Here is a 21,875-nt window from a genome sequence, read left to right on the forward strand (position 1 = left end):
TTTATCAAAGCTTTATTGAAGTCCTATTTATTGTATTTTTTCTGTAAATAATCGCGATAAAACTTGTTTTTTAACTTGGAAAGATGCGATTATAAACCGTAAGGAAACTCAGGGATTAAAGGTAGAAAATTTCTCAAAAAAGAAAACCAATTAGATAGGGCTTGCTGCACATTCAATTCTTCTTGATTTCCATCAGGGCTAGGCATCTCCACAAATCAGTTTTAAATTTTTGGGATATGCATTTCATCATGGCTCATTCAAAGGTCATTGGCAAATTATCACTAACGACAGCTCTGGCTGCATTAATAGCGGTATTAAGCAGCACTGCTGCCCAAGCGCTTGTTATTGATTTTGAAGATAATTCGATTGAACCGAATCATAATGAAGATGTCTCAAAACCAATAACATCACAGGATTTTTTATTCAAGCCGACGCTCCCACCTGAACAAACGCAGTATGCTTTAGCGAATAATGTATTTGAGGCACACAATGACAGTACCTATTTTATAATCCGGAATTTAGTAGACGACAAAACATTGGAGTCGTTTATCAATCCTGTCATCCTGTCTAAAGGTGATGCAACTCCATTTTCATTAGTCAGCTTCGACTTAGCCGAATGGGGAGAACCCCAGGATCAAGCCCAAACGGTTGAGGTTGTGGGCTTTTTAGCCGGAGGCGGTTCAATTACAAAAATAATTTCCTTTGATGGTATTACGGATGGACATGAACCTCTAAAAGATTTTCAAACGGTAATGTTTAATCAACAGTGGGGTAACTTGAGTCGGGTTGAGTTTAAAGGGCTAGAGGCACCTGTTTCTGAGGAGTTGAGTGAACAACCTGGTTTTCAGGTTAATAGCTTTGCGATTGACAACATTGAAGTTGGAGAAGCGTTTGAAGAACCTCAAACAGAAGTTCCTGAACCAAGTTCTATTTTAGGTATCTTTGTTCTGGGGGCGGTGGGTTGTGGTTCTAGCTTGACCAAGAAAATAACTCAGCGTTAACCCACTCAAAGAGCATGGGCGCACGTCGCGTGCGCCCCTACGGTTAGGATACCATGAGGTGTAATCTAGGTGCGTGGATCGATTCCTTGGTAGGCGATGATAAAGTTAATCGCTAAGTAAGGTTGAAGATTATTGTGGGCGTTGTTCTGGCTACTCCCGATAGTAGAAATACAGTCCATTTCCACAAAATTAGTACTTCCCGTTGCATAGATGCTACTTCTGGGTTTCGACAAAAGAGCAGATTCACTCGGACTCGTTGCGTTAGAGTCAGCATTCGTCGCTTTTAATTTCAGTTGAATTTCTGGTAGGTTCGCTGCGGTTAACTCAACCGCTTCTGAACCTCCTTTTGCACCCAAGGTATAGGTACTTACACCAGAAGCAGGAGAGCTATTCCCTGGCATTGGGTTAATCCCAAGAGGAACACGACCTCTTAAATCAGGAACGCGAAAAACGCCTTGTGTTGGATCACCAGGCTGATTGTACTTTCCTGCCAAAATTGTCGCTAGAACATCGTTTACGCCACTTGTTACGTTGCGTAATTTACCGTCGCAAAGATACCAACCATCGGGAACTATATCAAAAGCAACCATGGCAATTTGACCGATAAAAGGTTCTGTCATAATCAACTCCTCAAGTTTTCCATAAGGTAACGTTTCGCTAAAACTTCTCTCGGCTCCCTTTAGCCCTAAAAAAAAGGCAGGAAATGATGTAATCATTCTTGGGGGTCAGGACTCCATTCGTTTTGTTTAGAGCTTAATGTCATAGTAATTTAGCTAAACTTTACCAAGCCGTCAAGAAACTTATGTTACAAAGCTTAAGGTTAAGCGCTATCAACGTGGCGCGGATATTTTTATTTTTACAAAAAATAATACTCAAGCTAAAGTGAAGTGGTAAAACTCCTGAATAACACTGAGTTCTGCAATGCCTAATTTGTGTACAGTGGAGGAAAACAACAAGGAGTAAGTCCTCAACGGTTTAGGACTTAGGCACAAGCGTACAGACTGTGGTTCAACGGAAAAGTTGGTTTAAATCCTGCTGTTATTTTGGACAGATAATATAAAGTATGCTGGACTTGGCAAGTTCTACCTGATTGGAGGGCAAGCGATGAAACCTATCCCATTGTGCCTTCGCTGTTTGTTTGTCGGTGTTTTCCTCACCGGCATAATTCCCTACCCAATTTTTCCCGAAACAGGACGGTTTTCTAACGGCGAAGGCACCTTAAACTGGGGGATAGGTTGGCTGGACTCGATGCCCTCGGCTCAGGCTCAATCCATTACCCCAGCCGCCGATGGTACGAACACCAGAGTCAACCCTGAAGGGAACCGCTTGGATATTCAGGGGGGAACGCTTTCTGGAGATGGCGAGAATCTCTTCCATAGCTTTGAGCAATTTGGACTTTCCCCCGATCAAATTGCTAACTTTATCTCCGATCCCCAAATTCGCAACATTCTGGGACGGGTGGTTGGTGGAGATACCTCCGTGATTGATGGTTTAATTCAGGTGACAGGGGGAAATTCTAATCTTTTTTTAATGAATCCGGCGGGGATCATTTTTGGTGCTGATACCCAGCTTAATGTTCCGGCGGCATTTACGGCAACGACGGCGACGGGGATTGGCTTTGGTACTGAGAACTGGTTTAATGCGTTCGGTGAAAATCGGTATCAAAATTTAATTCGGACTCCCACAACCTTAGCGTTTGACTTGGCTGACTCAGCAGCGATTATTAATCATGGCAATTTAGAGGTGGGAAAAGGTCAGACTTTAACCTTAGCAGGTGGTAGTATAACCAATACAGGGCAACTAACTGCACCAGGAGGACAAGTTGCGATCGCGGCTGTACCGGGTGAGAATTTGATCAGAATCAGTCAACCGGGAAGCCCCCTCACCTTAGAGATTACACCCCCTCGCTCCACCACTGGGGAGCAATTACCGATTAGTCCCTTGGATTTACCCGTTTTACTCACGGGGAATAGCGGTCAAGTCGTCAATGAAGGGCAACTATCCACCACCGATACAAATCAGGGTGGCACAATTCATGTCGTTGGTTCTAGGGTAAAGAATCTCGGTTCTATGACAGGGGATGGGGCGGATGGAGGTAATATTCAGATTCAGACTCATCATTTCCTAGACACAGGACTAATGAGTGTTGGGGGAAACCAGGGGAATGGTGGGAAAATTCAGGTTAATTCTACAGGTACGGTGATTCAAACTGCTAGCGCCACAACCCGGGCAAATGGTTCTCAGCAGGGAGGCGTGATTGAATTTAAGGGTAACGCCGATACTGTCTTAACCACTTCAGGAGACATTCAGGCGACGGGAGAGGTGGGAGGTACAGTCCATCTGTTTGCTAAGATTGTCCAATTATTAGCAGCAGATATTGATGTCAGTGGTAACAGTGGCGGCGGTGAGATTTTAGTGGGTGGTGATTTTCAGGGACAGACATCAGACGCTATTAATGCCCAAACTACGGTGGTGAATCATAGCAGTATTCTAAACGCCAACGCCTTAACCACCGGAAGTGGAGGACGGGTAATTGTTTGGTCGGATCAACAGACTCAATTTTCTGGAACGATTCAGGCGCGAGGTGGTGCGATTAGCGGTGACGGCGGTTTTGTGGAAGTGTCGGGGAAAGACTCGCTGGCAATGACGGGTACTGTTGATGTGGGGGCTGTTGATGGATTAGCCGGGACGCTGTTACTCGATCCGAAAAATATCGTAATTGATGATAGTGTAGGCGCTATTCCCCAGTTTGATCTTGCTGATCCGAATGCTGGTAATGGTTCCGGGTTTGGCGATGCCATTGTGCCGTTAAGTACAGGAAATGTGGCGGTTACGAAGCCAGGAGATAACTTGGGTGGGAATGATGCGGGTGCGGTTTACCTGTTCGATGGTTCAACTGGAGGATTACTTAGCATACTGACGGGTCAAACCGATGACCAAGTGGGGAGTGGTGGTGTTACGGCTCTGAGTAATGGCAATTACGTCGTCGTCAGTTCCCAGTGGAATAATCGGGTTACAGGGGCGACAGATATAGGGGCGGTGACGTGGGCTGATGGCACAACTGGGATTTCGGGAGAGGTTAACGCAACTAACAGTTTAGTTGGTACTCAGACTGGTGACCAGGTTGGTCTTAATGGTGTAACGGCGCTCAAAAACAATGGCAATTATGTGGTCAACTCCACGTTTTGGGGGGAAAGCCGAGGAGCGGTGACGTGGGGTAATGGCACGAAAGGGATTACCGGAGAAGTAAATGCCAGCAACAGTTTAGTTGGTGCTAGCCCAAATAATCTGGTGGGATTTGTTGAAAATGGTTTTGACGGTGTAACTGCACTGGAAAACGGAAATTATGTTGTCAGTAGCCCCTTCTGGGAAGACAATGCCACAAATTTTAGTCGAGGAGCCGTGACTTGGGGTGATGGTAGGACTGGGACTACAGGAGAAGTAAATGCCAGCAACAGTTTGGTTGGCATTCAGACAGGGGATCAAGTTGGTAGTGCTGGTGTTACAGCGCTGAGTAACGGCAATTACGTTGTTAGTAGTCCCCTCTGGAACAACGGAGCAATGCAGGATGTGGGCGCTGTTACCTGGGTTGATGCTATCAACGGTTTAACCACGGGTTCAGTCACAGAAAATAACAGTATCATTGGTAGCCAAGAACAAGACCAAATTGGTAGTGGTGGTGTCACTGCATTGACTAATGGAAATTATGTGATTAGCAGTCCCAACTGGAACAATAATCGAGGAGCAGTGACTTGGCGGGATGGCAATCTGCCAACTGGCAATGAGCAAGTAAGTACAATCAATAGCTTAGTCGGTAGTACAGCAGGAGACCAAATTGGTAATGGTGTTCCAGGTTTTCCTTCCCGAATTGAGGGTGTTATTGCGCTTGCTAATGGCGATTATATTGTCAACAGCCCTGACTGGAATAATAATCAAGGAGCAATCACTAAGGGCAATGGCACTATTGGTACTATTGATGTCGTGGATGAGACGAATAGTTTGGTCGGAACTCCAGCATCCTCTGACCGCATTGGTAGTGGCGGTGTCACCGCGTTGAGGAATGGAAATTATGTGATTAGTAGTCCGGAGTGGAACAATAACCGAGGTGCTGTGACTTGGCGTGACGCCACAACCGAGACTATCGGTCAAATTAGCGAACTCAAAAGTTTAGTGGGAAACTTGACGAATGATCAAGTGGGTAGTGGCGGCGTTATTGAATTAAATAATAGCAATTATGGTGTAAGTAGTCCCAACTGGGACAATAATATAGGAGCCGTTACTTGGGTGGATGGGAGTACTGGACAAACCTGGAATGGTAAAAACAGTATCAGCGATCAAAATAGCATTATCGGTCGCCCGTCGGATTCCGGTTTAGGTACAGTCGTTAATGACCCCGTTAATCAGACCTTTTGGGTACAATTTGCCAAGGAAGGTAGTGGTCGAGTAACAGTCGGCGTCCCGGAAAATCTAACATTTGCTCGTTTTCCTGATGCTTCGCTAACGTTTTCTCCTACCTTTTTAGAGCGTACTCTGAATACGGGTACAGCCGTTGTACTGCAAGCCAATAATGATATTACTCTGAATAGTCCACTGGATATCGATAATCTTAGCGGCAATGGCGGCGACCTCACGTTTAAAGCCGGACGCAGTATTTTTATTAACGATAATATAACGACAGACAACGGAAATTTAACGTTAATCGCCAACGAAACCCTGGCAAATGGGGTGGTTGATTCCCAGCGAGATCGGGGTGACGCGGAAATCGTATTGGCAAATGCAATAACAATTGATACAGGTGAAGGAAATCTTAACATCGCTCTGAATACGGGGGCAGGCTTAACCCATAATCAAAGTGGTGACATTAGGTTAGGAGGTAATATTAATGCGAATAATCTGACAATTGATCATCAGGGAAATGATGGAGGAATTATTCATCAGGCTGCCAATTTTAACCTAATGGGCGATCTAACGATTTCCAGTCGTACCCTGGAGCTGGTGGGTCAAATTACAACGCAGAATGGTAGTCTGGAATTCAATGCACCGATTAACTTAACAGGCGATACTGCTCTCACGACAGGCGGTGCGGGTACGATTATTTTTAATAACACGCTTGACGGAAACTATAACCTCGAACTTAATCCGGGTACGAGTCTTACGCTTGATAATCCTATCGGCACAATTACCCCATTGGATAACCTCACCATTAATGGAAATATAAATTTTGCTACTACTATTAATTTGACGGGAACATGGCGACAAAAGGGTTCAGTGACGCTGACGGGTGATAGTCGTCTGAGTACGAGTTCTGGTGATATTCGTTTGCTCAATCAAATGAATGGTAGAAATGGAACAGAAAGCCTGAACCTTATCGCGGAAAGGGGTACGGTACAATTACCCGAAACAGTAGGTAGCACCACCCCAATCGGCAATCTTACTATTCTCAGTAATCGTTTAGATAGTCCAACGTCAGTCAGGATTAATCTCACCGGAAATTTTCAACTCAATGGCGCTAATCCACTGAATTTTGCAGGTGAGGTGACAACAGCAAACGGTTCTATTGAATTTAATGCTCCAACGATTCTACAAGGCGATACGTTCCTGACGACAAATGGCGGTGATATCCAGTTTAATAATACCCTTGAAGGGAGTAGTGGTGCGGCGAATCTAAATCTGACGTCAGGAATAGGAAATATCACGTTTACAGATAGTGTGGGTGAAACTACTCCATTGGGCAATCTGACTATTTTCAATGCCAATAACCTCAGAGCAAGTAATTTGATTAGGGCGGCTAGTCTGAAGCATATAACAGGAACTGGCACAATTAATCTACAGGATGTGCAAACCTCTGGAGGGGCAGTTGAACTGACAACGGGTAATACCATTACTACGGGTAATATTACAACGGTTGGGGGTGATATTCGTCTGACTAGCCATCAGGATCGGGTGAATAGTAAAAACTTAAATTCCTCGGCGGAGATGGGTGGTGATATTTTGGTTGAGGCTGAGGTAAGTATTGATGCTGGGGAAATCAATTCCAGTGGTAATATCGGCGATGGCGGTAATGTTAGGCTTGATCCCCGTGAATATATCGAGGTGAGTTCGATTAACGCACAGGGGGGAAGTAATGGCAGAGGGGGCAAGGTTGAGATAGAGAGCGATCGCGTCTTTCGGGCAATTGGCAGTTTTTTCCACAATGGTAGGGAAACCAGCATTTCTACAGCCGGTGGGAAGGGTGGCGGCGATATCACAATTCGTCATGGGGGAGAAGGCATCATTCCCTTTAATGTGGGAGATGCAACAATTAACGGCACAGCTGCTGCCATTACCAGTGGTGAGTTTACCATCACTCCTTTCCAATCCTTTCCCTTTACCCACACTGAAGGCAATATTCGGATTATTAGCGTTGACGAAACCTCAGATATCCCCGTTAACCCCATTGATTTAACCACCACTGATTCCCATAAAAATCAACCCCCAGTTGAAAAGGATGAATCTGGGGTGATGGAGATTGATAACTTATTTAGTCTAGATTATGAAAAGTATTTTGGCACAGAAAGACGGGCAGGGATTACCTTAGAACAAGCGCGAGAAATCTTACGCCAAAATGCAGCAGCAACAGGGGTGAAGTCGGCGGTAATTTATGTAGTATTTGCCCCACAAACGATTAGCGCAGTGCCTGAAGGTGTAGACGTTGCGCCAAATAATACCAGTTTATTGCGATCGCTAACCCCGCAACCGAGCGATCGCCTAGAATTAATTCTCATTTCTGCCGATGGACAACCTATCCGGCGATCGGTTAATGTAACCAGAGCAGAAGTTCTCAACATGGCAGCTCAATTTCGTCGCACTGTAACGAATGTAATCGATGACCAGAACTATCTGCCACCGGCTTACCAGATGTATCAATGGTTGATTCAACCTATAGCTGCTGATTTAGCCGCGCAAGATATCAAGCATCTGGCATTTATCATGGACACAGGCTTACGTTCTATACCTGTTGCTGCTTTGTATGATGGTAAGCAGTTTATCATTGAGAACTATAGTGTCGGCTTAATGCCTAGCCTCAGTCTCACCGATACTCGTTATCGAGATGTCAAAGATGATTCGGTTTTGGCAATGGGGGCTTCAAAGTTTCCAGATAAGGCGCCTTTACCCAGTGTTCCCATAGAGTTACAAGTGATTGCAGATCAGGTGTGGCAAGGTGAATCCTTTCTCAATGAAGAGTTTACCTTGAATAATCTCCAGCAAGCTCGGCGCAAAGCGACGTATGGTATTATTCATTTAGCTACCCATGCCGAATTTAAACCGGGGAAACCGATGGATTCCTATATCCAATTGTGGGGGGACAATAAACTCAGATTGGATCAGATGTGGCGGTTAGATTGGCATAAACCAACCGTGGAACTTTTAGTTTTAAGTGCCTGTCGCACAGCGTTAGGTGATGAGGAAGCAGAGTTAGGATTTACGGGATTAGCAGTACAATCTGGAGTCAAGTCAGCCTTGGGCAGTCTCTGGTATGTTAGTGATGAAGGGACACTGGGATTGATGAGTACATTTTACGAGACACTCAAACAAAGTTCAACCAAAGCCGAAGCTTTGCGAAAGGCACAACTAGCAATGCTTAGAGGTGAAGTGAAACGAGAAGACGATCACTTAATCACCACTAAAAGTAGTATTCCCTTACTATCTGATTTTCCGTCGATTAACCAAAACTACAGCCATCCTTATTATTGGAGTTCCTTTACCCTAATTGGTAATCCTTGGTAATGGGGGAATAAACATGATATGACCGAAAACTTGGGTCTCAAGCCTCCCCCTGCCATCGGGACTTTTTCGACAAGCCTTTGATGAAGTTTCTAGCCACTTTTAATGTTTTATTTCTGGACATTGTAGTGGTTAATCTGCTACACTATAAGAGTAGTCTAGCACGGGCGAAAGTCGTGAGTATCGCCAATCGAGAAATCGATAATTATCACGTAAAGTAGATGCTAGTACGTGAGGCGCGAGAAACCTCTAAAAAAACGCATGGACTTAAACGAGTGCCGATACCTCCAAAAGTGCAAAATGCGTTAGTCGTGAGACTAAAAACAAGTGTACTGTCGGGCGGACAGAAACACAGGGAAAGAGAGAAAACGGATGCATCAGACACTCTCGACAAAGTACCATTACGCTTGGGGAGCAGGCTCCCTCTGGGATTAGCTGACTTAAACTCGACGCTTGGTAGTTTTCTACGGGCTTTTGGTTTAAGGATTGCCGTAAGGATAGATAATTGTAAGGTGTGTCTAAGAACCAAGAATCCTCGCCCTAAAAGTGCGAGGAGCGTCAACATATACGAAAATATCCTGGGGAGGAATACCCTTTTGCTGCACCAGATAATCCCACGCCACTTGAGCATCTTGGTAAACCTGGGTTTCAGTGGGAAACTTCCCGTCACTTTCACCATAGCCTCGGTAGTCAAATAACAAGACATCCAAACCCAATTGGTGAAATTCCATAGCCTGTTCGACATTCGCGCCGATATTTTCCCCATTCCCATGTAAATAAAGCAGCACCCCGATTTGGGGGGAGGTGGCGGGAATCCACCACCCATGGAGACGTTCTTGCTTTCCAGGAGAAACAGGTATCCACACCTCTTGATAACTCAATCCCAAGTCTGCTGGTGTGGTTTTAATCGTCTTAGAGGGAACAAAAACTAGCCGATTTTGCCCTAACCGGATAGAGATGCAGGCTAATAGATAAACGATGGCGACAATTCCCGCTAGGATTAGTAACCTCTTTCCCAGAAAGAAAATATAATTCTTCATCTTGATGCTATTTTTGACTCACCTTGTTTTCCCAGCAGGGCGGGCGCGAGTCAAGTTATCGGTTTTCTCGATAATGTTATCGGTCAAACCCGCCCCGAAAAATTGTCTCCCCCTGCTCACCATAGTTCCACGCCTTACGTCTTCACCAGCTCCCCCTGCTCTATTTAAGTGGTGGTTGCTTGAGATGCCAATCCGTAGACTGTTCGTAAGCATAGGCGACTTGAAATAACTGTTGTTCGCCCAAAACTTTCCCAATTAGCTGCAAACCAATAGGTAATCCTTGGTCATCATATCCACAGGGAATACTCATTCCTGGTAATCCGGCTAAGTTAACGGGAATTGTCATTAAGTCAGATAAGTACATGGTTAACGGATCTGAGGTTTTTTCTCCCGCTTTAAATGCAGTAGTGGGGGCGGTGGGACAAACTAAAACATCAACCTTTTCAAACGCCTGCTCGAAGTCTTGCTTAATTAGAGTGCGAACTTTTTGTGCTTTTAGGTAATAAGCGTCATAATAGCCGGCGGATAGAGCATAAGTACCCAACATAATCCGGCGCTTGACTTCCGCCCCGAAACCGGCTGCACGAGTTTTTTTGTACATCTCCAGGAGATTTTCTGCTTCCGGCGTGCGAAATCCATACTTGACGCCATCGTAGCGAGCTAGGTTGGCTGAGGCTTCGCTGGGAGCAATAATATAGTAAGCGGGTAACCCATAGCGAAATCGGGGACAAGAAATTTCTTGTACTTCAGCGCCTAGGCTTTTGAGCTGTTCAATGGCTTTTTGAACAGCTTTGGCAATGATGGGCTCTAAGCCTTCACCAAAGGTTTCTTTAATAATGCCAATTTTGAGACCTTGGGATTTTAAATCAGGTTGTAGGGATTTGGTATACTCAGGAATCTCCAGCTTGAGACTGGTTGAATCATTCGGATCATAGCCTGCGATCGCATTAAGTAAAATAGCCGCATCTTCTACTGTTCGTCCAAACGGACCAATTTGATCCAACGACGACGCATAAGCGACTAAACCATAACGAGACACTAAGCCGTAAGTGGGTTTCATCCCGACAATCCCACAGAATGACGCCGGTAAGCGAATTGAACCCCCTGTATCCGAACCGAGAGCAACCACACATTCGCTAGCCGCAACAGCGGTAGCCGAACCCCCAGAGGAACCCCCCGGAACGCGGGATAAGTCCCATGGATTCGCCGTCTGTTGATAGCTAGAGGTTTCGCAGGAACTCCCCATGGCAAATTCATCCAAGTTGGTTTTGCCAACCATGACAGCACCCGCATCCTTAAGTTTTTGAGTCACTGTAGACTCATAAGGCGGGACAAAGTTTTCCAGAATCCGAGAGGCGCAGGTGGTGGGAATACCCTGGGTACACATATTATCCTTGATGCCAATTGGAATCCCAGCCAACATGCCAATCTCTTCCCCAGCCGCGATTTTGGCATCCACTTGACGTGCCTGTTCTAGGGCATGGTCTGCAGTAATATGCAAAAAGCTATGGACTTTGGGTTCTAGCGCCTGAATTCGGTCGAGGGCGTCTTGCGTGATTTCAACACTTGTGCGTTCTTTGTCGATAATTTGTTGGTGCAGCTCACGAATGGATGCCATGCTTGTACCTATTTATACTGATTTACCATGTTTGCCTTTCGTATTTTGGCAAAAATTCAGGATTAATGGTTTATCGCACTCCTTTACTCCCAGACAGCTAGAGGATACTCGTTAAGCGCCAAGCTAGCTACAGGATTGATGGTTCACCGTATCCTGAGAACCGTGGTGTACTCAAACCAAAACTGATTACAAACTCGAATTCATTATTTTTTCTGCGCCTGATAGGTCAAAAACTGTTGAAAAGCTCCCACTGTTTCAAAATGATAAGCGGGCAATAAGGGACTGATGTTAATATCGGTGCGGTAAATGCTGAAAATTACCCAGTTTTGTTGTTCTGTCTGCTGGTCAATAATTTGCTGAATTTGGGGGCGTCCCGTATCCACGAGGGATTGGCATTGACGCTTGAGGAATTCGGGATCAGGGTTGAGAAACTCCAATTGCTTGGGGGTTTGAGTGCAGACTTCATCTTTGAGGTAGGTGCTGAGTTGTTCAACGGCGTACTCCTCATAAGACTCCTTACCCGGATTCGTCAAAGCTAGTCCAACTCCTAGCACAACTAACGCCGTTCCACCCAAGACTGTAATAATTTTTAATGATTTCATGTCACTCAGTCAAGCTTCCATTGGTTATGACTTTCCCCTCTAGCTTATGAGTTCCGGTAAATTACCAATAAATACTGGTGCAACTCCCCGACTTGATGCTATACTAATAAACCGTATGGCGAGCGTAGCCAAGAGGTTAAGGCAGTGGATTGTGGTTCCACCATTCGTGGGTTCGAGTCCCATCGTTCGCCCTAAGTTCAAGGTATCCCAAGATAGGATTCCTTAAACCTTCCTTATTCATCATCAAAAATAAATTTTTTGCGGGCAGCTATCCTTTTGGAATTTGCCGCAAACTTTTCCAGGTCTTCGTCAGTCAGAAAGTACTTTCGGGAAGCCGCAGCGCCAACTGTGGCCATAAAAAGTTCTTTGGATGTATGTGACCACCCGCCGTCCTCTAAAAGTGTACTTAATCGGTTAGACAAGAATTTGGCTCGATCCCTGAATTCCTCCAGCCTGTGATCGCCAATATGCCGATCCGTCGTACCAAGTTCGGTCGCGATCATGTGTCGGTAGAGCCGGTGTTTACCTTCAGCCATTTTAGTTAGTACAATAGTCCTACTTACTTAATAAAGTAGCATAATGGCAGCAGGAACTTGTAGTAGCACCGATCTGACACGTCAATTGGATCGGATAGAGAAAGAGCTAAAAACCTTAAGAAGTGACGTCAATAGTAATCACTTCAAGTTAAACGCTAACCTCAACGGATTGGCTGACTTCCTTGGAAAGGGGAAGGTTAGCTGGATTGAAATAGCAACCATGGTTGCCTCTATAGTTTCCGCTGTAGCTGGCATCGCTAATATAGTGCAATTTTGGGCACAAGGGGCATATTTATCTAAGATTTTGAAGGCAAGCACCTCCGCCGCCCAAAAAGCAAATGACGCTCAGTATGCAGCCGAGGTAAGTTCTTTGAAGTTAGATGCTGTTTTAAAAAACCAAGTAATCATTCAGGAAAAAGCAAATAACGCGGAATATGCTGCAACTCGAACCTCTCTGTATTCTCAGGAGATACAGAGATTTCTTAATAATTTCGGAAATAGCACTGTACAGAATTTTCGTATCATTCAAGAAGAGATTCGCCGCATTGGTACTTCAGCAAAAACTGATGAGAAACTCAACGAAATCAAAAGTAAGCTTGAATTGATACCAAAGCAAATCGAACTTATACCGCAAAAAATAAATAACCTGCCCGCCCTAAAAGAAATTCCAAATAAGATCAAGGAAACTACCAGGGAAGTAACCAGGGAAACAACCAGGGAAATCGCCAAAATCCCGGAACAAGTAGGACAAACAATAACTAGGACAATTTACACTCCGCTTAGAGACAGAATTCAGGAAGTGTCTCGACAAGTAGGAATAGTCACGCGCGAAGTGACTCTGCAACGCGACACCACAAGATATAGTGATCCAAAATTAGATCGTATACTAACTGGATTAACGCCGCTGGCATTAATCCCGGCGAACGTAGCCGGCTTGGATTCAAAAATTAACAAACTTAACAATGATTTAAATCAAAAAATCAGCGGATTGCCTGGAGCGGTAGCTACAGCCAATTGTAATAGTGGCTGTAGCCTTGCCGGCGCAGCGGCGAGAAGTCGGCTTGAAACAGGACAAAATGCATTGAGCAATAAATTGGATGCTTTAAATGCTGGTTTAAATGCCAGCCAGTTAACTTTATTGAAGAAGATCGATGGTACTACCACTAAAACGTTGACTCAACTTGGAAATCCACTCAAGGGGGGTATATCAGGTAAACTTAGCCGAATTGGAGATGTGTTAAGTCAATCTCCAGTTATAAGCTGGATCAATCTGTTGGTCACTCTGCACAATGCTGGTCAGCTTAGCGCATCATTAGTTCAATCCCTGGGAGATCATTTATCGTTTGGCTTGAACGAGTTTGTGTTTAAAGATTCAGAGGATCAGCAAATCGATGTTAATCAGGTGATTGGGACGACCGTACAGGGTTGGATTATTAGACTTGTTGGGGTTGATCGATACAATCGCTTTCGCCAGGAGATGGCACTTTGGAATAACATTTACAGGAGTACTGCTAATGTAATAGACACTGTTCGATCCATTGGAGACAGCACGTTGGCGGTTTCCTCTCTTGCGGCAGAAAATAGCGGCAAAATCGGGAACGCATTGTTAAGGGATAGAGTTATCGCAGAGGGCTCTTTTAACTGGATGTCTGAAAATGTTACGCCATCATCTGCGGTACTGGATCGATTGAATAATCTGGATGATGCAGCGAATGCATTGTCCATAGTGTTGTCAGAAACCGCGAACGTAATAAATGCGAAGAAAGAGCTGGATGAGCAAACTAAAAAATTTGAATCAGATTTGGAAGCTTTAGATCCGCGAACCAGACCAGACAACAGCCCAGTAAAAGAAAGTCAGGAAAGAGATAAAGTGCAGGCACAATCGGAACTTATTGACGAAAACACTATTACTGGTGTTGGGTCGGGGCAATAAAAGGAGAATAAAGTATGCTAACTCCTGCCGCTTTTAATATAGTTGAGCAATTTCAAGATGCAACAAGACGGGTTTTAAACCCAAGAATACGTAGGCATTTTAAAGATATTCCACTAGACGATGATTTTGGTAGCGACAGGGGGCAGCTAAAAATAGCTTGCTTCCACCAAGACAAAGATAGCCTTCTGCTGACTTGTGGAAGACTTCTTTTGTTTTTGATTCTCTTGCTAGATCAAATTATTTCTTTAATACTTGGACTACTTGGGGGAGGCGTAGAAGATGGATTAAAAGATCAATATAATATTCGCGCAGCAAATCTTCCAAGGGTCGTGTTAAATTTTGGGCAATCAGAAGAAAGTATCCCAAAAGGAACCTATGGGGTTCCTGCTGAAGTTTCTTTTAGGTTGGTAAGTTTTATAAAATTCAAGAAGACAGGTCAATCAGGTAATGTTCCGAATGAGAGTGATTTGCAGCAGCTCGCTGCACGAATAAGAAATGAGTTTGGTGGCAACTTTAGCTTTATAAAGGGAGATGAACTGTACATTTATACAGCTCCGTTTGACGGCTTTTTTGGAAGCCAGGTCTATGCCTACAATAAAAGCGAAGCCGAAAGAGTTTTTATCGCTTTGTGCCGGGTTGCAGGTAAGTCTTATGATCCAGACTTGTTGAAAGCCGGTCTACATCCTAACAAGAGGAGTAACTCTCGTCCGACTGAAAACGTTACAACTTACGACGGAACCAAGAAGGAACCTCGGTGGCGACCCAGGGTTCGTGTGGCATTTAAAAATGCTATCTGTGACGTGGGACTTGTCCAACCTGTCGTCTTGGTGGATGCTTCGGGCATCCTTGCTAATCCCTTGGTAAGAATAAATTAGTTAGAAACCTAAAACCCTTAGGGGTTCTATAAGCAACTTGGCGAGAAAATTGTTTTAAGCTAAAAGAAGAGAGGATGATAAAAGGATGACAACAAAGGGATGGCCACAAAAACTGCAAAAGTCTATATCGTGTTGAATGGAACCGATGGCAAGGAAGTTGCCATTTACGGCGTTAGAGATATCTACGATGGCTTGAAAGGCGCACTAGGATGTCAAGTTCTAGCGGATGGTCAGTCGCCGCCGAACGGAGCTTTCAAAGCTAAAAACATTTCTCAAGCATTATCTAATGGCGTCGCCCGAATTCTCGTCAGTTACAATAAGTCAGGCCGCGAACAACGCGGTAAAGTACTTTGCTCAGCAACAAACGCAGACACCGTGTTGTCTGCGATTGTTGCTTTGAAATATCGAAATTCGTCTATTAATAGCGCCCGGTTTCTGGGATAAAATCCCGTACCGGACTTGGCGGAATAAATGGCACTTAAAAGGTAGTTGATAAAATGGCAACAGGATACATTGTCGCGTTCGGGGAGCCAGGAGCTAACCCAAACACAATATCTAATAACATTTACGGCGTGGTAGACGGAACGGGGGTGATTCTTGCCGATGGAGCAAACAACGCTGATTTAGTAGACCAAGCATCCTTTTTTTCGGAGACTCCGACAGGGCTAATCCAGGTTAAAGAGTTGGAGGCGACGTTGCAAGCTCAGCAACCTGATCGCAATTTCTCAATTTTGGTAGTAAATCGCACTACCACAATTACTGATCCAGCCGGATTAGCGGTTACCGTGGAACCGTAACAATAATCAGGTGTGGATTCCCAGATCTATTGGCGCAAGCGAAAACTATATAGGTGGGGGCATTATTCGCCCCTCTGAGAAGTTCCTAGGTAATTTAGCTGTGTTTTTTGGCACTTCGTCCTCAGTCTGGAAAGGAAGCGATGTTTTTGTTCGGGGAGTTTTCTTTTGGGACAAGGCTCTTGAGGCGTCTATTTATACACCGTTTGTTAAAATTTCTTTCAATGAGAGGGTTTTTATTGAAAGAAATCAATTTGGAAAGCCGCCGTTTCAAGTAGAGTTCTTGCTTAATAGCAATATCACTAATTATTCTTTCTCTATTTGGGAAGAACGAGTTAGTTATAGGAGCTACAGCAATTTAATCGAAGTGACTTCGCTCCCACAAGTAGTGCTGTCAGAAAATACAAACAGAGAATCCATGCTATTGATTAACCAAGGAGCGCAAAACATTTATTTTGCTTTCGGGGAAGCAGACTTTTCACTAGAATTAGAACCGGGATATTCAATGTCCCTGGAGCCTGGATCATTTGAGGTAGTTCGAGCCAAAAGCTCTTTGCCTACAAATCTAAAAACGATAGAAGTATCATTTGAGTAAAAATGCCTATTTATTACGGACCGTCAACTTTTTTCTCTGACGCTACTCCAGTTACTCTAAGTCTGGTTACTAGCCCTGAAAACCCTAACGTCGTTGTTGCAACGTATTCAGAGCAAAGAAACTTAATCAAACTAAGGTTGGATTCATTGTCAATCCCAGATCCAGCCGATCCACTTAAAACTTTGTCGGAAGTGACAGTAGATCTAAATTTTCCAGCCATTAGGTCTGGAGACGAAGGGATAATAGAGATTCGCAATGAGCCAGGGGAAACCCAGTTAAACCTAGATGAGTTCAAGAAAAATAAGATTGTATCTGGAGATTTTCAAGTCAAGCAGCCTGGTGTCACGATTCTTCGGTTTGTCTATCTCGATGGTATCTACTATTCTTCCACGATGGGTGAGCAGCCCAAAAGCGCCGTCGAAGTTAGATCCATTGAGTTATCAGTTCGAGTTACCGGGGATGACTTGACAGGCGGAATAGAGAAGGATTTCGCCACCCCAAATGGGGCATTGGCTTGGGTTATTAAAAATGCACAGTTCACTGCTGACGCTCAGACCTTTACCTCTGATCAGCCAAGAGATACAGTTACTATCAAGATTTATGCACCTGAACCCGATGCAGAGAAACAAGAATATTTAGATACGATTCATTTGCCAGATCTGCCAGCTATTGGCATTTATTTACTAGGAGTAAATAATAGTTTAGGGCATCAACCAATTATAAATGCAACCTCAGAATCGACCCAGTTTGAAAGGGGTTTGTTTTCTAGAAGGAGCTATTATGTAAAAATAGAAAATATCCATTTAAAGAATGATAAAGAATTAGTTACCGTCACTCGAAGTTCAGCAGTGTCAATGATAAACTGTACGTTTGAAAGTACGAGTACTACGCAACCTACCTCCTTTTTTCGAGCACAGGGACGCGGTATCTTGAGATTAATAGGGCGTATAAAATTAATCTCAGCCTTTAACAATCATTCGACTTTATTTGTAGCTGAAGACTTTTCTAGTGTGTCGCTTACAAACGTAGATTTTACTCCTACGGGCAATCGTAATGCTAAATTGTCTATTGTCGTTGAAGATAACCTGATTTTTGAACAAATTATTGAGGTAAAAGATTTTTCCAGAATAACTATTTCTAGCTTTTTAGACGGAGTAGACAACGGAATTGAAAACTATCAAGCGGGTAGTATCTCCAGTCCTAACCCCACTTCTTTAATTGGGTTTAATAGTCGAGTCGAAAATAATTCTACGAAGTTTCCATAAATAATTTTGAGATATGATTAATTATTTGGGTGGGGGAGTCGATGCTCTAAAGTTCAAGAGGGACAAAAGATATAGGGAGGTATTGCTAGAAAATTTCAACTGTTTATACCCGCAAAACGCTTTTAAATTTGACGTAACCTGTGGTAAGGATTTGAGTTTTTCTTTTGAAAAAAGAGACGCTTTTTTGACAAAATTGCCCGAAGGATTTGCCTATCGAATCAATTGTCTTTTCTGGGATTATTCTATGCTAAAAAGGCTGAGTGTAATTCCAGTAGGGGAAAGATGGCGCTTTCTAGAAGAATGGATTAAAAGGCTTTTAGCCCCAGTAGGGGTAAATTGCGTGGGGATTGATGTAGTAAACGAGCCCTTTCGGATTGTTGAAGGACGTGCAGTGTCCTGCTCGTTGGGTACGATTTTAGGTGATGATTGGATTGAGTGTTCACTTTCGCTTGTTAAATCAATCCGACCAGATCTTGATTTGTTTGTGTGCCAGCACCAAGTTGCACACAAGTCAATACAGATCGCGCTTAAGCTTCTTGCAGCCAAGAAGTTGCCGGAAGTTAATTTTGCACTTCAGTGCACATCTTCATTTTTTGCTGTTGATAGGTTTGATATATCTAAATTTATAGATACTTTGCCTGGGACAATTCATATCCCAGAAGTAACTGTTTGGCGGTATCGTATCGGCGACAGACCTGTGCATTCAATATTTAAAGAACAGAAGTATTGGCAAAAAAAACAAATTAAAGCTTATATTCAATTAATAGGTTTATTACTCCAAGGTCAAAATATAGAATTAATTGGTTTTTGGGAGCCATGTCTAGGAAGAACTTTTTATTATCAAGATGATGAACCTGGATTCTTGGATACTAAAAATGGTATAATGAATGAAGAGCTGAAAAACCTGTTTAAAAATGAGTTTAACCGAACTGCTTGGAGTTAGTGCAAACATTTCTAACGGCATTCTATCAATTACTCTTAGCGAACTTAACGCAAAAGCACAAGCTTTTGTAGATTCGCTGGGTAATAGCGGATCATGGGTGGGATTGACTCCAGAGAATCAACAAGACCCTGAAGTGCTTGGGGTTACATTCATGCAGGCTTTTAGCAATTACTTTACGGCTGAAAGGTTGGAAGATGTTCCGGCTGCTGACGTAAGTTGCGGTTTATCCAACAGAACTGTTAATCCTCCGCCATTTGGGGAGGAGGGGACAGGAGCTGCAACACTAAACGATGAGTACACACTTACCCAATCTAATATTCCATTTAATTTCCCAACTCCAGATCCTAATAACTCATTCAACTAAAACGGAATGACAATACTACAGAGTATTCCTTGTAAATTCGGAGAAAAAATATCTGTATTCATTAGAGAACACAGGAATAATTCTGGATTTTATAAAGACCTTCCCCCACTTTTTTTTGATTTTCCGATACTAATTGAAAATGGATTAAATGTAAAAACTAAAATACTTATTTTTATCGACACTTCAGGGTCTCTCGACTTGACTGTGTTTGGATGCCCCATCTCCAGATTCTCATTGGAAAACAAGCCGCTGATGTCCCGATATCATTCGATTTTTTCACCAGAGGACATTGCTTGTTATAGTTATCAAGACGACGATGAAGATAATAGTCTTCTCTCTAGTGGCTACAGATCTAACACTCGTTACGGTATTCAAACCTTCGATGGAGAAGATTTTTTGCGGCAAATTGCAATTGGACTATCTGAAAATGAATCTCGGATAATCTTCATTTTTCAAGATGAAAGCTCCCATTATGCAGACGAAGGAGCTGGCGATCTTAAGTTCAGCAATATAAATAACGATTTAGGCTTTTTGCAAAATCGATACGAACTAGCCGCCCCCTCGAATGTTCATGTTTTTTCAATAGGAGGGGCTATAAATGATATTCTTGAATACGCTTGGAAGAAAAAGCCTATAGAGGGAAGCGGATGGACTTGGAGTACTTATAATTATTCCGCTGATTTTTTTAACTTACTTACAAAAAGGTTTACTTCTATTAAAAAAAACAGGGATAACATAATGTATTCTATCCCCCGGTTGTTTAGAAATCTTGACCTAGAAACAATTCTAGGGGAAAAACCTTTTTTGATGAGGATTTGGGCTTTAGACTGGGAGTACTTGGCTGAATTGAAGGCAGATGAACTTAACAGGTTGGGAATCCCAAACCAATTAATTGCACCTAAACTGTATAACACTCCAATTTATGAGCATAATTCCCGATACCCGCTGACGGTATCTCATTTATGCGGAAGTACCTGTTGTCCCCCAGGCTGTTGCATGATTCGTGTTCGTGATCAGTTCTGCTGTGCAAGTTAATTGTTATGAATAAATGGCTAATATTGCTCATTTCTGAAGATATAAAGCTTGGGTATAAATGGGCGATGCAGATAAGAAGCTTGTATCGATCAGAGGAAATAGAGCCTATTCTTACTTCGATCGACGATTCAGAAGGATATTTAAAACAAAGAAATGTAGCACTGTGCATCCTTGAACTCTCCGAAACCGAACCAGGGAGAAAACTTCGCCAGCTGAATTCACTCATCCGCTTTTACAAGCTGGATTGCGAGCTACTGGTTATTCATGGTAGTGAGGATGATCAGGTGTTGCGGGCAGTTCGGGATTGTGGAGGGAAATTATTGAAGCGGTCTGATAGTCCTGAGTCGCCGGAACTTCTGGAGCTACTCAAAAAGTTGATCGCGAAGCGGACAGGCGCTAGCTATCGTGAGCTGGCAGACAGTAGCGCCAAGCTTGCACGTCTAGAGGAACGAATCTCAGCCAGTCAAGACCGACTGGCTGAAATCCTAGCAAGTTTAGGCTTGCTAAATGATTGTCTCTTTGGGGGTCCCAACCATACCGGGTGGGACAGACGGTTAGACCGTCTGGAGGAACAGAATAGTCAACTAGAGAAGTTGTTGGAACAAGTAGAACAAGGGTATCAATCTGATATGGCTGTTTTTAAAAACCAGATGGGTTTTTTGTTTGTTCGTTCAATCTTGCGGCTTGTCTTAGTAGGTGGATGGAATTGGATCTTAGAGAATCCGTTTAAGTTTGCTGGGATGGTCGTGGGATTTGTGACTCTGGCAATAACTTTAATTTTTAACTAGAAGCAGCAGAAATTGGGCGATCGCAACAATCCATAGAAATGATCGGATTAGGTCTGGGTGACGATGCCCGAAGGCTGCCAGCAAATCTCGGACGACATCATCCATTGAAGAGTCAAATACGATCCATTGCAGTTTAGCCAAATTGGGAGGGATATTGCGATCGTCCAAGACGACGGGGAAAACTGGCTTGCCTAACCGTTGAGCAATGTTCACTTCTTTCTGACACCAGGGGCTGGCAGTTGATGCTTCAGAGACAAGGATGACAAAATAATCACTCTGGATGATTCCTTTCCAAATCGCTTCCTCCCAGGGGCTCCCGCCAGCGATATCATCCCAGTCAACCCACACGTCACAGAATAATTCCAACTCTTCGCAAAGCCGTTCTGCTATTTTCTTATCGCGGCGACTGTAACAAAGGAAAGCCTGCATAGTACAACTATACTCCTTTCAATATCCGCATTGTCTCCGGTTCCCCCTCAAGGTCTGGGTAATAGTAGGGCTTAGTCAGCGATTCATTACAACCAGTATGTTGACACTTCATTTTCCTTTATCCTTTTGATACAGCTAAATTTGGCGATCGCTTATGGATTATCTACCCCTACTATTACCATCTGCAATAGGGTTTGTGATTGGATTCCTTTGTCACTGGTGGTTTTTCGGTCGGTTAGACCCAGTGCTTCAGAAGCAACTGGAACTACTGGTAAGAGACCGATCAACGGCTA

Annotated in this window: 19 protein-coding genes and 1 tRNA gene; 14 read left to right on the forward strand and 6 right to left on the reverse strand. The window is 43.6% G+C overall.

The window, feature by feature from the left end; translation table 11 throughout:
* Positions 1-248: 248 nt before the first annotated feature.
* Positions 249-1,001 carry a PEP-CTERM sorting domain-containing protein gene (locus tag ACLGGO_RS20475; protein ID WP_446420688.1) on the forward strand — a complete coding sequence of 251 codons (753 nt, stop codon included), beginning with the start codon at positions 249-251 and terminating at the stop codon, positions 999-1,001.
* 65 nt (positions 1,002-1,066) lie between these two features.
* Here ACLGGO_RS20475 and ACLGGO_RS20480 read toward each other — a convergent pair whose 3' ends face one another.
* Positions 1,067-1,621 (reverse strand): phage tail protein, encoded by a 555-nt coding sequence (locus ACLGGO_RS20480; RefSeq protein ID WP_446335781.1) that lies wholly within the window; start codon positions 1,619-1,621, stop codon positions 1,067-1,069.
* A gap of 484 nt (positions 1,622-2,105) precedes the next feature.
* On the opposite strand from ACLGGO_RS20480, the gene ACLGGO_RS20485 reads away from it, so the two are divergent.
* Together ACLGGO_RS20485 and ACLGGO_RS20490 are read left to right on the forward strand one after the other, a co-directional pair.
* Positions 2,106-8,768 carry a CHAT domain-containing protein gene (locus ACLGGO_RS20485; RefSeq protein ID WP_446420689.1) on the forward strand — a complete coding sequence of 2,221 codons (6,663 nt, stop codon included), beginning with the start codon at positions 2,106-2,108 and terminating at the stop codon, positions 8,766-8,768.
* An 80-nt stretch (positions 8,769-8,848) separates the two neighbouring features.
* Positions 8,849-8,986: a hypothetical protein gene (locus tag ACLGGO_RS20490; protein WP_446420690.1), complete on the forward strand. Its 138-nt coding sequence runs from the start codon at positions 8,849-8,851 to the stop codon at positions 8,984-8,986.
* Positions 8,987-9,283: 297 nt separating this feature from the next.
* On the opposite strand, the gene ACLGGO_RS20495 is transcribed toward ACLGGO_RS20490, so the two are convergent.
* The 3 genes from ACLGGO_RS20495 to ACLGGO_RS20505 all read right to left on the reverse strand — a co-directional run bounded on the left by ACLGGO_RS20495 (position 9,284) and on the right by ACLGGO_RS20505 (position 12,025).
* Positions 9,284-9,805: an alpha/beta hydrolase gene (locus tag ACLGGO_RS20495; protein ID WP_446420691.1), complete on the reverse strand. Its 522-nt coding sequence runs from the start codon at positions 9,803-9,805 to the stop codon at positions 9,284-9,286.
* A 160-nt stretch (positions 9,806-9,965) separates the two neighbouring features.
* Positions 9,966-11,423: an Asp-tRNA(Asn)/Glu-tRNA(Gln) amidotransferase subunit GatA gene (gatA, locus tag ACLGGO_RS20500; RefSeq protein WP_446420692.1), complete on the reverse strand. Its 1,458-nt coding sequence runs from the start codon at positions 11,421-11,423 to the stop codon at positions 9,966-9,968.
* 203 nt (positions 11,424-11,626) lie between these two features.
* Positions 11,627-12,025: a DUF4359 domain-containing protein gene (locus ACLGGO_RS20505; protein WP_446335227.1), complete on the reverse strand. Its 399-nt coding sequence runs from the start codon at positions 12,023-12,025 to the stop codon at positions 11,627-11,629.
* Between the two features lie 118 nt (positions 12,026-12,143).
* On the opposite strand from ACLGGO_RS20505, the gene ACLGGO_RS20510 reads away from it, so the two are divergent.
* Positions 12,144-12,216 (forward strand) — tRNA-His (locus ACLGGO_RS20510).
* 42 nt (positions 12,217-12,258) lie between these two features.
* Here the strand turns inward: ACLGGO_RS20510 and ACLGGO_RS20515 are convergent.
* Positions 12,259-12,561, reverse strand: a complete 303-nt coding sequence (locus tag ACLGGO_RS20515; RefSeq protein WP_446420693.1) for a hypothetical protein — start codon at positions 12,559-12,561, stop codon at positions 12,259-12,261.
* A gap of 43 nt (positions 12,562-12,604) precedes the next feature.
* On the opposite strand from ACLGGO_RS20515, the gene ACLGGO_RS20520 reads away from it, so the two are divergent.
* The 10 genes from ACLGGO_RS20520 (at position 12,605) to ACLGGO_RS20565 (ending at position 21,153) form a co-directional block, all read left to right on the forward strand.
* Entirely contained in the window at positions 12,605-14,494 is a 1,890-nt protein-coding gene (locus tag ACLGGO_RS20520; protein ID WP_446420694.1) for a hypothetical protein, read from the forward strand.
* Between the two features lie 14 nt (positions 14,495-14,508).
* A complete protein-coding gene (locus ACLGGO_RS20525; protein ID WP_446420695.1) occupies positions 14,509-15,369 on the forward strand; it encodes a hypothetical protein in 861 nt (286 codons plus the stop codon).
* Positions 15,370-15,468: 99 nt separating this feature from the next.
* Positions 15,469-15,813: a hypothetical protein gene (locus tag ACLGGO_RS20530; RefSeq protein ID WP_446420696.1), complete on the forward strand. Its 345-nt coding sequence runs from the start codon at positions 15,469-15,471 to the stop codon at positions 15,811-15,813.
* A 53-nt stretch (positions 15,814-15,866) separates the two neighbouring features.
* On the forward strand, positions 15,867-16,166 hold the full coding sequence (locus tag ACLGGO_RS20535; protein WP_446420697.1) for a hypothetical protein: 300 nt from the start codon (positions 15,867-15,869) through the stop codon (positions 16,164-16,166).
* 10 nt (positions 16,167-16,176) lie between these two features.
* The gene (locus ACLGGO_RS20540) at positions 16,177-16,758 is read left to right on the forward strand and encodes a hypothetical protein (protein WP_446420698.1); all 582 of its coding nucleotides are present in this window, start codon (positions 16,177-16,179) and stop codon (positions 16,756-16,758) included.
* 2 nt (positions 16,759-16,760) lie between these two features.
* The gene (locus ACLGGO_RS20545) at positions 16,761-18,023 is read left to right on the forward strand and encodes a hypothetical protein (RefSeq protein ID WP_446420699.1); all 1,263 of its coding nucleotides are present in this window, start codon (positions 16,761-16,763) and stop codon (positions 18,021-18,023) included.
* A 13-nt stretch (positions 18,024-18,036) separates the two neighbouring features.
* Entirely contained in the window at positions 18,037-18,966 is a 930-nt protein-coding gene (locus tag ACLGGO_RS20550; protein WP_446420700.1) for an endo-1,4-beta-xylanase, read from the forward strand.
* On the forward strand, positions 18,938-19,330 hold the full coding sequence (locus tag ACLGGO_RS20555) for a hypothetical protein (protein ID WP_446420701.1): 393 nt from the start codon (positions 18,938-18,940) through the stop codon (positions 19,328-19,330). The genes ACLGGO_RS20550 and ACLGGO_RS20555 overlap by 29 nt, the downstream gene beginning before the upstream one ends.
* A gap of 6 nt (positions 19,331-19,336) precedes the next feature.
* Positions 19,337-20,365 carry a hypothetical protein gene (locus ACLGGO_RS20560; protein ID WP_446420702.1) on the forward strand — a complete coding sequence of 343 codons (1,029 nt, stop codon included), beginning with the start codon at positions 19,337-19,339 and terminating at the stop codon, positions 20,363-20,365.
* A gap of 5 nt (positions 20,366-20,370) precedes the next feature.
* Positions 20,371-21,153 carry a hypothetical protein gene (locus ACLGGO_RS20565; RefSeq protein ID WP_446420703.1) on the forward strand — a complete coding sequence of 261 codons (783 nt, stop codon included), beginning with the start codon at positions 20,371-20,373 and terminating at the stop codon, positions 21,151-21,153.
* On the opposite strand, the gene ACLGGO_RS20570 is transcribed toward ACLGGO_RS20565, so the two are convergent.
* On the reverse strand, positions 21,139-21,582 hold the full coding sequence (locus tag ACLGGO_RS20570) for a toll/interleukin-1 receptor domain-containing protein (RefSeq protein ID WP_446420704.1): 444 nt from the start codon (positions 21,580-21,582) through the stop codon (positions 21,139-21,141). The two genes, ACLGGO_RS20565 and ACLGGO_RS20570, sit on opposite strands and share 15 nt — an antisense overlap.
* Positions 21,583-21,875 lie beyond the last annotated feature (293 nt).

The organism is Coleofasciculus sp., from assembly GCF_046565525.1.
In the GTDB taxonomy this organism is placed as follows: domain Bacteria; phylum Cyanobacteriota; class Cyanobacteriia; order Cyanobacteriales; family Coleofasciculaceae; genus Coleofasciculus.